Raw genomic sequence first — 11,581 nt, forward strand, 5'->3', positions numbered from 1 at the left:
ACCGGAGGCAAAATGCCTGAATTCTCCCTCTCCCCTGTCTTCTTCACTCTGCTGCAAGCCGACGGCGCGCAGCAGCCCCCCAGCATGATTGGAACTCTGCTGCCCTTCGCGCTGATTATTGTCGTAATGTATTTCCTGATGATCCGCCCCCAGCAGAAGCGTCAGAAACAGCATGCCGCCATGCTTTCCGCACTCAAGAGCGGCGACGAAGTCGTCACATCGGGTGGCCTCTTCGGAACGATTGTCGGTATCGACGACAAGGACGGCACGATGTGGCTGAAGATCGCCAATGACGTCAAAGTCAAAGTGGACCGATCCGCCGTGGCAAGAGTTACCTCTGTCTGAAGTTAAGCGGCAGACACTGCAACGAAATCATGGAAAAGCCATACGATGAGAATACCGCCGCGCATAAGGTGATCATTTACGGTCATCCTACTTTGCGCAGGCGTGCGGATGTGATTACGGAGTTCGATGACGAACTCCGCGCCTTTGCGCGCGAGATGTTTGCCACGATGGAAGAGTATGACGGCATCGGACTCGCCGCTCCGCAAGTGGATCGCTCGGTGCGGCTCCTCGTGGTCGGCGTGCCGGAAGAGGAAAGCGACGACAAGTTCTATATGGCTGTCGTGAATCCCGTGATTACCGAGTCCTCGGACTCGTGGGACTTTGAAGAAGGGTGTCTCTCTATCCCCGATATTCGCGACACCGTGACTCGGCCTTTGAACATCACGATGGAATATGACACGTTGACCGGAGAGCACAAGACACTGAAAGCCTCAGGCATGCTTGCTCGGGTTCTCCAGCATGAGATTGATCATCTGAACGGCGTGCTTTTTATTGACCACCTCTCGCCCATACGGCGCGGATTACTGAACGGCAGATTGAAACGGCTTGAACGCGAATCGCAGGAGTCGTAGCCTTGCGCGTCGTCTTCTGCGGCAATCCGGAGTTCGCGCTGCCGACGCTCGAAGCATTGCTCGTGAGCCGGCATGACGTGGTGGCGGTAGTCACCAGCCCGGATCAGCCGCAGGGGCGTGGGCGCAGACTCGCACCGATGCCGGTCAAGAGCTTCGCCGAACAGCGCGCACTGCGCGTTCTATCACCGGCGAAACTGAAAGACAAGGACTTTCTCGAATCGCTGCGTGAGTTACGGCCCGATGCGCTCGTCGTTGTCGCGTTCCGCATTCTTCCGCGCGAGATGTTCTCGCTGCCACGCTGGGGAGCGCTGAATGTTCACCCAAGTCTTCTCCCGAAGTTTCGAGGTCCTGCTCCAATTCAGTGGACGCTCCTCAGGGGAGAAACAGAAACCGGCGTCACCATCATCCGCCTTACCGAAGAGATTGACGGCGGTGGAATGCTTGCGCAGCAGCGAACGCCCGTCCAGCCGTATGAGAACTTCGGTGCTCTGCATGATCGACTCTCAATCATGGGCGCAGGCATGCTGGTGGAGGTGTTAGATAAACTGGACGCGGGTGAGGCGGTTGAACCGCTTCCTCAGGATGACTCTCTTGCCACTCCGGCAAGAAAACTCAAGTCTGAGGATTTCCAGTTAGATTTCCGCCAGCCTGCACGAGATATTATCAACAAGATTCGCGCGCTAAGCCCAAGTCCTGGAGCCGTGGCACAATACGGGTATTATTCTGTAAAGGTGCTTGATGCGGAGGCCGACGGGGAAGTATCCCCCATGCAGCCCGGCCAAGTTAAGCACAATCAAGTAGCTATCTGGGTGGGAACAGCGGACGCACCGCTTCAGTTTAAGACTGTGAAACCGCCCGGCAAGCGTGAAATGAGCGTCGCCGACTATTTGCGCGGACGCCCGCAGTTGCCGGACTGCTTCTACTAACCATTGGAGACACACAAGACACATGTTCCCGTTCATGTTTGATTGGACGATGATTCTGATTCTTCCTGCCTTAGGGTTGGCCCTTTGGGCGCAGTCCAAGGTGAAGGGAACCTACCGCAAGTTCAGCGAAGTTCGGTCGCGCTTGGGCATGACTGGTCAGCAGGTCGCCCGCCGCATTCTCGATCAGAATGGTTTGCACGACGTGCCCGTCGAACCTGTTGCAGGTGAGCTGACGGATCACTATCACCCCGGTGAGCGCAAGATTCGCCTTTCGGAAGGCATCTACGGCTCTACCAGTTTGGCTGCTCTTGCGGTGGCCGCCCACGAAGTCGGACACGCGATTCAGCACAAGACCGGCTACCAGGCAATGACGTGGCGCGCCTCGCTGGTGCCTGTGGCCAACATTGGCAGCATGGCAGCCATACCGCTCTTCTTCATCGGGATGCTCGTGCCTGCGTTTACGTGGCTGATGGATTTGGGAATCATCTTCTTTGCCGGAGCAGTGCTCTTCCATTTGGTCACATTGCCAGTCGAGTTTGACGCGTCGCGCCGTGCCGTCGCCATTCTTGGTAACGGCAGCTTCTTGGCGCCCGATGAAGTTCAAGGGGCCAAGCGCGTGCTCGATGCTGCGGCTTGGACCTATGTCGCCGCCGCGACGATGGCTCTGCTGCAGATGGTTCGTCTGATTATCCTGCGCAACAGCCGTGAATAAGCTACGCCTTTTAGCTGCTTTCCTTTCAACAAAGCGCGTGCTCATCCGAGCACGCGCTTCTTTATATCCCCTTTTCTATCGGCTCTTCCTTGAAGGGATTCTGTCCCTCAAACGCCATTGGTAAGTCATCCTACTGGCGGCATATGCACCCCCCGCTCTTTCTTACCCTTCTTCTACCATGCGGACTGCGGCTGTAGCACAGATATCCTCTTACTAACCTCAATTTGCCCAAATGTTTACAACATTTTTACAAAAACTACTTGACTTTTCGTAAATATTGTATTATATTAGCACCATGTAACCGACAAGGCAAAAGTTGGCGAACTATCGTCAGCCCAAAACATCCGAAGCCTCACCACCACCCCCACAAAAAGAAACGGCGACCCGTTGCCGAGCCGCCGCCCTAGACCTCAAAACTCCCGCTACTTCATCAACACCATCTTCTTCGTCTCCACAAAGCTCCCGCTTTCCAGACGATAGAGATACACTCCCGACGGCAGCCCGCCAAAGTCCAGTCCAATCTCGTGCACACCCGCAGTCAATCGCTCTCCGCGTAGCGGGGCGGCAACTTCCTGACCCAACACATTGTAGATCCGTAATGTCGTAAGAGCAGCTTCCGGCAATTCAAATCGAACTTGCGTTGACGGATTGAACGGATTCGGATAATTCTGATACAGCTGGAATTCCATCGGCATCGCCACAGGAGGCTCTTCCGCAGGAAGGGCGCGCACCAGTGTCAGCGGCAGGACAACCGAACTGTCCGTTGAGTTGTTCTGAACGATTATGTCCACCCGATATTCGAGATCGCGCAGGTTCGTCGGATTCACCGTTACGGAGACATCGCGCGTGCTGTGCGGCAGCACGGACTGATTCAGCGGCGTAATCCCGATCCACGTCCGGTCAAACTTCAGTTGCCGCATCTCCAAGCGGTCGCCTTGCGAATTCTGGAATATGCCTCCAAATACTGTCAACATACTGTTCCAGTTCGACGTGATGTCACATCCGCCCGCCCGATCACCCGCCTCGTCCACCAGCTCGCTCACGAACGACACCGCACCGGTAATCGGATGGATCTTACTGACCAGCGTCCCACCTTGCGGGGTCACGTGGAAGACATACAGCTTGTATCCGTCCGGATCCTCCGGATACCACGCCAGACCGTTCTTATAAAGAGAATTTTCAAACCGGTGTATCTGCTCGCCGTTGCGATTGATGCAATAGATCGCCGTGCTATAATCGGAAACCCAGAACTGATCCAATTGCGGATCGTAGGCGATGCAGCGCGCCGGACTGACCTGTGAAACCGGAACCGTCGCCCGAATCGTTCCTGAATGGTCCACTCCCTGCAATTCATGCAAACCGTCCGTGCTGCCGTAGATATACTGCCCATCAAACGCCAAATCGTAGTATCCAAACTGCGTTGTCGTGGGCTGTTCGACCGCTCCGGTATAATTGCCTTGCAAATCATAATAGTAGAAGTAATTGGGGCCCGTAGGACCGGAACCTCCACTGACCACCCAACGGTCCCCGTCAAATGCGCACCCGAGAATCTGCGCGTCACCCGTCGCCTGTGTCACATTGTTCTGCGAAAGCGTCGCCCACAGGCCGCGCTCGCCGTTTTCGGCGTGATACTCCGTCCGAATATGAAAGTCGAGCAGTCCGTTGCCGTCATTCTGAATGATGAACGTCTGCTCGAGCGGATCGCCCGGGAAGTGATACGTCAACTCGCCCACGGACAATTCGATTTCGGGATGCGTCAAGCTGAAATTCGCCAACTCTGTGCTGTCGATCTCGACGACGAAGTTCTCATACGTGCCGTCGTTGAACCCGAATTTCGTCGCACGCAACGTATAGGTTCCGATTTCGACATCCACCATCACGTATTGACCCAATGCGTTCGTCACCGCGTAATCTTCCTCGCCGTCCAGCGTGATGGCGACTCCTTCCAGCGGCAACTCGGTCGCCGCATCGATCACAGTTCCGACAATTTGTCCCGTGGCAAAGCGCGCATCGGTAGTAATTGTAATTGCACGGTCATTGCCAATGCCGTTCGAGCCGGACGCATTCTGCAGCGCGAAGCGAAGCTGCAAACCGACAAGGCTGCGCGGAGCCTGAATCCCGATCGTTTCGCCAGCCGTCTCCCAGTTGTCCTGATTGAGCGACTGCGCGTTGTCATACATAAAGATGATGATGCCGTTACCGTCGTTGGTTTGATAGTGCTGCGGGTCAAGCAGAATCACCTGAAAATCAATCGGTGAACTCTGCGCAAAAGCTCCGACTGCATTCCACTGAACAATGAAACGATTGTTGGCTTGATCAAAATAATAGTAAACACCGTCGCCGGTTCCGTTCGTCTTCAAATCGTCCCAGAACGGTGCGAGCATGGCATCCGGCGCCTGAGTCCCCGGGATCGGATAATTTCGGAACATGTCCAAATGAGCCTGATCTCCAAATGCAGCCCAACCGTTTGAGCATATCGTCAAAGTGTCGTACGTTTCGCCGTAAAACGTGAAATCAAACGGCAGAGCGACCGCGTCGGAATTGGTTATTCCACTGGGTGACTGCTCACCCGGGTCGGCGCTGGCGCGCGTCAATCGCGTGCCTATTGCGGCAATGTTCGTCCAATTGTAAGGACGGCTGAACTCATATTCCGTATCGATGTTATCATAGGCAAAATAACCGTAGGCGTCCGGTCCGGTCGGGTCGCTTTGCGACGCGATGCCGATGGGAATTGCAAGTCCCACCGAATCCACAAACCCCGCAGGCGTCTGGAGAATTACGACCATGTTCGCCAGACTTCCGGGATAGGTTACGGAGTTTGCGCGCACTTCAAAATCCGTCACTCCGCTGGTGGCCGTGCCTCCGACCGCAATGTTGCCGAATGTTCCCGTGCCGTCTGTAATCGAAAGCAGACTGTAGCGCGAAACGAGCGTTGCCGAGACATTGTTCATCGCCAAGCCGCCAACGTTGCGTACTGTAATGCGCAGATTGGCGACCTCACCGGGATCCAGGCGTCCGTTGTTGTTCCCACCAGAAATCGTGGAACTGACGTAAACCGCACTTCCAGCTTGAATGGTGACTTCCACAGTGCTGAATGCCGTCCCGCTCGATGTGGTCACCTGAAACGTTAACTTAGCCGTTTCCAAATGCCGCATGCTATTTGACAAAGAGATGCGGAACGGCTGATTGCCAGCCGCCTGCTGACCGGATGCTATATTGGGATAGGTCGCGTTACCGTTGACTACGGTGACGTCCGGATTGTCGCACGTCAAGACTGCCGTCACAGAGCGGGCGGTATCGGCGATCCCGAAATTCCGCAGTGTGACGTTCAGGTCAATGGTCTCACCCGGATTCAGATTGCCGTCGTTATTGCCAGACGTTCCACCCTGCGCGTCGTCATCTACACTATAAGACTGCACAGTTACCATTTCGTTGGCGTTGACGCAAGCGATATCGGCAAGAAACGGTTTGTGATTGCGCTTCGATACGGTCAACGTCATTGTGCCCGGCGTATTCACTGTCACGGGGATATCGGCAAAGCCGCCGGCGTCCGTAAAGGTTCTGGCGAACGTCTCGCCGTCCTTGATGATGACCACCAGCGCATCCGCAATCGGAGCCTGAGTGGCCGCATTGACGACCTGTGGGCGCACCCGGCGTGCCCCGACGTTAACCGTTCCCGGATAAGTAACGCTCATGACCACAGGAATATCCGTCCACATGGAGATCGCAGGATCGCCCATCAAGTTGTTCCACCATGCGAACTGGGCGCCGAAACCGCTTCCGGGGAACGAGCGCAACAGCTCGACTTTGGCTCCCGACAGCGCGGGGCCGATGTAACGAACGCCGAGATTCGCGATATTGTAAACTAAGCCACCGGCAACTGTGTTGTTAAACGGAACATGTGTATTGAACGTCGCAGTGCCGATTCCGCAGATTCCGCCTTTCGGCGATGTCACCGTGCCCGCCAACAGCCAAGACTCATTCAGGCCAAGCCCTTGATCAAAGTCACCTGAGCCGCAGGTAATTGTCAGTGCGACCGGCAATTTGGCAGACGGCGCCATCGCAGATGCGGCACTGTTGTCCATTTCGCCGACTACGGTTCCTCTCCAGAGGAAATACGTCACGCCTTCAGTCAGACGCTCGCCAATCAGCGAATTGCTGACATTGTTGGAGTGCGTCGCGACCGTCGGATTCGTAATACCGGTGTAGTTGCGGAACATGTCCGCCGCCCAAAGCATCAGAATCTCGTTCGAGCTGACGTTGTTCGCCGTTCCGGCATACAGGAATGCGCGGGTAAACCACGACGGGTCATCCATGAACGGCGTGCGCTCATAGAGCATGATCTTATTGTGAATCTTGGCGAAGTCCGTCGAACTGTTGGCTGAAAGCCTGCCTACCGAAATCTCTTCGTAGTCATCGTTGCCTTCAAGATCGGCGAAATAGTGATCATACTTGCCGCTCGGCCCCGTGTTCGTGGGAATCGCGAAATTGCCATCGTGGTCACCCATGATGCAGGCATACTCCAGCGGCGGATTCCAATTCGCGTAGGCCGACTGAAGGAAGCTGCGAACCGATGCGGAGTTCCAGTTGTTGCGGGCTTCAATGGTCACCGTAAAGCCCAGCCGGCGACGCCAACTGGCTAAGGAATCAGCCCACTGAAGTCCAGTCGAGTTATCGCGGCAAAGAATGGCGTAACTTCCCGGCGCGTAATCCACGTCGTCCAACGCGCTGTCGTCGAGATTTTCAATCAAGTGCTGATACATGGATGCCCACGCACCACTCGGCCGGCGTGTGCGATGAATCTCGTTATACCCAGGTGTGTCATTCGCAACCAGATCCACGGAAATATTGTCGTAGTAGCGCACCTGCCGCGTGACAGGATTAACCTGAACCGGATACAGCGTAACCGTGACAACCCGAAAGTCGCGGAAGATAGCGGGCTCGCTCATCACTGCAATTGCGGGCGGATACCACGCGTCCACGCCGTAGACGGACGGAGTCTTAAGTGGCGCGCCCCACGTGACCTGATCCTCGCGCCGCACGGGGACGGGATAGAAATCGCGGTCTTCAGTGAACTCGGCTGAATTGACCACTAACTCGACCGATCCCGTATTCGGAATACGGTAAATGCGCGTCACGTGCGGAATCGCCGGATAGCCCTCATCCACTATGATCCGCTCACCGGGAATGTCCACAGACGAATAGCGCTGCCCGTCGATGAGCGCGGAATGAACCTCAAACTCAGCATTCTCCCAGCGAATGGCCGTAAACTCCGGACCGAGCGTCGAAACGCTCAGATACGGAGAACCTTCCGCCGCGGCGAAAGCGACCGATGCGCTGACCAATATGAGTGTGAGAAGCGTGAACCGTGCAAAGATGCGATTCATTGGACCCTCCGAATGCGGACGAACAAAGGTGGATTGGACTGACTGTGAAAAATAGACCGATTTTGTCAGGAATGCAACGGTTTTACTTGAGACTTGAATACTTGGCAACGTGCTTTGCAAATGCAGAAAATGCACATTCTGCAACCAAGTCACATGGAAAAACCGCCACTTTTTGTGACGGCCATGACTTAGATTATTGTTAATTATCAATATAAAGAATGGTGCGCAAGGACCTGCGGGGGTGTCGAGTCGGGCTTAGTGCAAGTGCTATTCCGGGTTGGTTCTCTGCAAAAGAGGCATTATATTCTATGGTGCTAAATCCAAAGGCCGCCATGCACATTGAGCACGGCGCCGGTCACGTAGGAGGCTTCCTCCGAGCACAGGTAAGCAGCGGCATTGGCAATGTCAGCGGGTGTGCCGATTTCGCCGAGCGGCACTTCGGACGGCATCCATTGCCGCATACGCGGAGTCATCGTGTCGTTTTCGATAAAACCCGGATTGACCACGTTTACGCGGATTCGCTTCGGTCCCAGCTCGCGGGCGAGCGTTTGCGCCAAGATAACTACTCCGGTCTTGGCAATGGAATAGGCACAAGCTACGTGCTGCGATCCCACGCGCTCGGCGTTCGGTGAGCCAATAAACAGGATCGAACCTCCGTTCTCGGAGCGGTCTATTATGGGTACCGCGCGTTGGGTGACCCAAGCCGCACTGAGCAGATTTCCGCGCAGCATGAGGTCCCACTCTTCCGCAGTCGTTTCGAGCACTGGTCTGACGATGAACGGCCCGGTATTGTTCACAAGAATATCCAGCCGTGCAAAAGTCTGGCTCATCTCCTCGAAGAGCTTATCAACGCCCTCTTCAGTGGAGACATCCGCACGAACGGCGAGGGCTCGCCTGCCGAGGCCTTCAATCCATTGAACGACTTCGCGCGCGGCATCTTCCCGCTCAAGATAGTTTATCACGACATCCGCGCCGCACTGCGCAAGCTTCAGAGCTATCCCGCGGCCGATTCCGCGACTTCCGCCTGTCACCAAAGCGACTTTTCCGGTCAATTCATGGTTCATGTTGCAATGCTATTTGTTGCGGGTTTGTTGATGCTGCTGTCCGGCATTATGCACGCACAGCCTGTGACTTTCGATACCACCGCCGTCACGGCGGCGGGAGACACGTGTGAGTTCTATGTGCAGATTCCGTCAAACTACGACCCCGCGCGTCCGCCGGCGATACTGGTCGGATGGCACGCGCTTGGTGGAAGCGAATACGAGATATTCGCGCACCTGTATGACGAACGATGCGAAGAACGTGGCTGGATTATCGCCAGCCATATGGGACCAAACGACCGGCATTGGAATACGCGACTGCCTCAACTGCACTGTCGTGCGATGCTGGAGTGGCTGGAAGAGCACTACCCGTTTTCACGGGATTCCATCTATATGTGCGGCGGCTCCATGGGCGGAGCTGCAGGTCAGATTTGGCATAACAACAACTGCGCCTACGACGACTACCTGATTGCAGCGACTGCAGGAGGATCGCAGATTCTTGATTGCCAGCTGCGGCAGGAGCAGTATTTGGCCAGCGGAGACACGAACCGCTCGATGCGTGCGGCATTCGGGGGCTTTCCGTTTGAGTCCGACTCTGTCGCTTACGAATACCATCGGTATAGCGCGGTGTTCTTCGAAGACACTACGGAGTCCATGCATTTTAACTGTCTGACCGTTCCTGTCTGGAGCAGTTGGGGTGCCGATGAGTTCGAATGGTTCGCCTACGGCTATCCTGCGCTGGACTATGCGATATTGCGGAGATTCGGCGCGGAATCACACTTCGGACCGGCCGACTATTTCGGGCACGGCTTCAACATTCTGCCGAGTACGTCGGTCATGCACTGGTTCTCCACTTACAGTGCAAATCGCTTTCCCGACACCTTGTCGCTGGCGGCAGATGAGGGCGGAAGATATTACTATTGCGATGTGACGCTCGGAGAGCAGCCTTATACATTCGCCAGGTGGGATGTCCGCAAAGACTCCGCGACAAAGCGACTCGATATTGCGCTGCTGCGGAATGTCGAGGAGCTGACAGTTCACTTCGTATTTCCGTGGCCAGCGCTCGACACGCTGCGCTGTGTATGGTCGCTGGAAGACAGTTTGACAGAAAGCGCGACGATTCGACTGACCGGATTCCCGTCGGCGGGGACGATTGCCATTGACGGGACACCGGCGAGAGTTGTCAATTCTGAGGGCGAAGTTGAATTTGTGCTGAACGGGCGAGTCGAGATGGAATTGACTTTCCGCGCAACCGAAGTCCCCCCCACTCCAATTCCTCAAGAACTTGCTTTGCTGCGTGCTTATCCTAATCCGTTCAACTCGTCGTTGACCGTGATAGTTTCCTGCGAGCGAGCGCGGCAGACTACTATCGACTTCTATGACGTTCGCGGGCGACTGGCGAAGAGTTTTCCTGTGGCACTCGCGCCGGGAATTCGTTCGTTTACTCTCTCGCTATCCGAAATGTCAACGGGACTCTATTTCACACGAATCGAGAACTCTGCGCCGCTAAAAGTCTTGCTAATACGTTAGGCCAGTTCGTGAACACGCTCGACGACGCGCTTGGCAAGAGTCAGCGTCTGTTCGAAGTCGGGCCAGTAGAGCGTCGTGTTTGGTGAGTGGATGTAGCGGCAGGGGGTTGCAATACAGCCTGCCAATACCCCTGCGCGCGTGCCATGAATGGCGCCGGCGTTGGTGCCGCCGTAGATAGGCATCTTGAATTGATACGGAACGTTCGTTTCGCGCGCACAGTCGGTCATCAAATCGACCATCCGGCGCGGCACGAGAACAGACTTATCGGCGATGGTTATGACCGGCCCTTTGCGTTGCGAACAGGGCCGTTTTTCTTCGGGAACGCCGGGGAAGTCGGAACCGATGGTGCCTTCGAAAGCGACCGCAACGTGCGGGTCAATACCGAAAGCTGCGGGACCCGCTCCGCGCAGGCCTACTTCCTCGCTTGTTGCAAAGTTCGCGTAGACATCGAGGTCTGTTTTGATTTCACCATCAGCGAGTGCCTTAAGCAGACCGATGACCGTCAGGCAGCCTACGCGATCGTCAAAAGCTTTGCCTACATAAATGTCGTCCCGCAGCTTCTGAAACGGATAGGCCAACGTGCCCGGGTCACCGACCGACGCACCCAATTCAGCGGCCTCTTCAGCTGAGTTCACACCGATGTCCACGAAGTAATCTTCGGCGACAATCGCCTTTTCGCGCTGAGCGGGCGGAAGCACATGCGGTGGAGTCATACCGATAATGCCGTGATAGAAACTGCCGTTGCGCGACTTGAAGGTCACGCGATGACCGGGAAACATGCGGTCGTCCCAGCCTCCGATAGCGGCAAATCTGACGAAACCATGCGAATCGATATGTCGCACCATAATTCCGATTTCGTCGGTGTGAGCGTCCAACATCAGTCGCCTGCCGTTCTTACCCGGCCTGAAGGCAATCAGATTGCCGAGCGCGTCCACACGAATTTCCTTCACCCACGGCTTGATCGTGCGGGAGATGAGATCGCGTACGTCGTCCTCAAAATTTGACGGCCCAAACGCGTTGGATAGTTGCTCAAGCAGATTTACGTAATAGTCCTTGCTCATTGTTCATG

General features: G+C 55.5%; 8 protein-coding genes. 5 read left to right on the forward strand and 3 right to left on the reverse strand.

Translation table 11 applies throughout. From position 1 onward, the window contains the following. Nucleotides 1–12 precede the first annotated feature (12 nt). The 4 genes from yajC to KJZ99_08445 are packed head-to-tail and all read left to right on the forward strand — an operon-like array spanning nt 13 to nt 2,555. On the forward strand, nt 13–345 hold the full coding sequence (yajC, locus tag KJZ99_08430) for a preprotein translocase subunit YajC (GenBank protein MCL4305927.1): 333 nt from the start codon (nt 13–15) through the stop codon (nt 343–345). Nucleotides 346–374: 29 nt separating this feature from the next. Then, nucleotides 375–917 carry a peptide deformylase gene (gene def / locus KJZ99_08435; protein MCL4305928.1) on the forward strand — a complete coding sequence of 181 codons (543 nt, stop codon included), beginning with the start codon at nt 375–377 and terminating at the stop codon, nt 915–917. A 2-nt stretch (nt 918–919) separates the two neighbouring features. Then, nucleotides 920–1,843, forward strand: coding sequence for a methionyl-tRNA formyltransferase (gene fmt / locus KJZ99_08440; GenBank protein MCL4305929.1), 924 nt, complete (start codon nt 920–922; stop codon nt 1,841–1,843). Nucleotides 1,844–1,865: 22 nt separating this feature from the next. Further along, the gene (locus KJZ99_08445; GenBank protein MCL4305930.1) at nt 1,866–2,555 is read left to right on the forward strand and encodes a zinc metallopeptidase; all 690 of its coding nucleotides are present in this window, start codon (nt 1,866–1,868) and stop codon (nt 2,553–2,555) included. Nucleotides 2,556–2,977: 422 nt separating this feature from the next. On the opposite strand, the gene KJZ99_08450 is transcribed toward KJZ99_08445, so the two are convergent. Further along, the gene (locus KJZ99_08450; GenBank protein ID MCL4305931.1) at nt 2,978–7,942 is read right to left on the reverse strand and encodes a carboxypeptidase regulatory-like domain-containing protein; all 4,965 of its coding nucleotides are present in this window, start codon (nt 7,940–7,942) and stop codon (nt 2,978–2,980) included. 314 nt (nt 7,943–8,256) lie between these two features. Beyond that, complete coding sequence (locus KJZ99_08455) at nt 8,257–9,006, reverse strand: SDR family oxidoreductase (GenBank protein ID MCL4305932.1); 750 nt, start codon at nt 9,004–9,006, stop codon at nt 8,257–8,259. Between KJZ99_08455 and KJZ99_08460 the strand changes: the two genes are divergently transcribed. After that, a complete protein-coding gene (locus tag KJZ99_08460) occupies nt 8,998–10,512 on the forward strand; it encodes a T9SS type A sorting domain-containing protein (protein ID MCL4305933.1) in 1,515 nt (504 codons plus the stop codon). The genes KJZ99_08455 and KJZ99_08460 overlap by 9 nt on opposite strands. On the opposite strand, the gene KJZ99_08465 is transcribed toward KJZ99_08460, so the two are convergent. Continuing rightward, a complete protein-coding gene (locus tag KJZ99_08465; GenBank protein MCL4305934.1) occupies nt 10,509–11,573 on the reverse strand; it encodes a M42 family metallopeptidase in 1,065 nt (354 codons plus the stop codon). The genes KJZ99_08460 and KJZ99_08465 overlap by 4 nt on opposite strands. Nucleotides 11,574–11,581: the final 8 nt, after the last annotated feature.

This window comes from bacterium (assembly GCA_023382385.1).
In the GTDB taxonomy this organism is placed as follows: Bacteria; Electryoneota; RPQS01; order RPQS01; family RPQS01; genus JABWCQ01.

Excerpts from the sequence above, each read along its gene's own strand:
- yajC (MCL4305927.1), top strand. The coding sequence starts at position 13 with ATGCCTGAATTCTCCCTCTCCCCTGTCTTCTTCACTCTGCTGCAAGCC.
- def (MCL4305928.1), top strand. The coding sequence starts at position 375 with ATGGAAAAGCCATACGATGAGAATACCGCCGCGCATAAGGTGATCATT.
- KJZ99_08445 (MCL4305930.1), top strand. The coding sequence starts at position 1,866 with ATGTTCCCGTTCATGTTTGATTGGACGATGATTCTGATTCTTCCTGCC.
- KJZ99_08450 (MCL4305931.1), bottom strand. The coding sequence starts at position 7,942 with ATGAATCGCATCTTTGCACGGTTCACGCTTCTCACACTCATATTGGTC.
- KJZ99_08460 (MCL4305933.1), top strand. The coding sequence starts at position 8,998 with ATGGTTCATGTTGCAATGCTATTTGTTGCGGGTTTGTTGATGCTGCTG.
- KJZ99_08455 (MCL4305932.1), bottom strand. The coding sequence starts at position 9,006 with ATGAACCATGAATTGACCGGAAAAGTCGCTTTGGTGACAGGCGGAAGT.
- KJZ99_08465 (MCL4305934.1), bottom strand. The coding sequence starts at position 11,573 with ATGAGCAAGGACTATTACGTAAATCTGCTTGAGCAACTATCCAACGCG.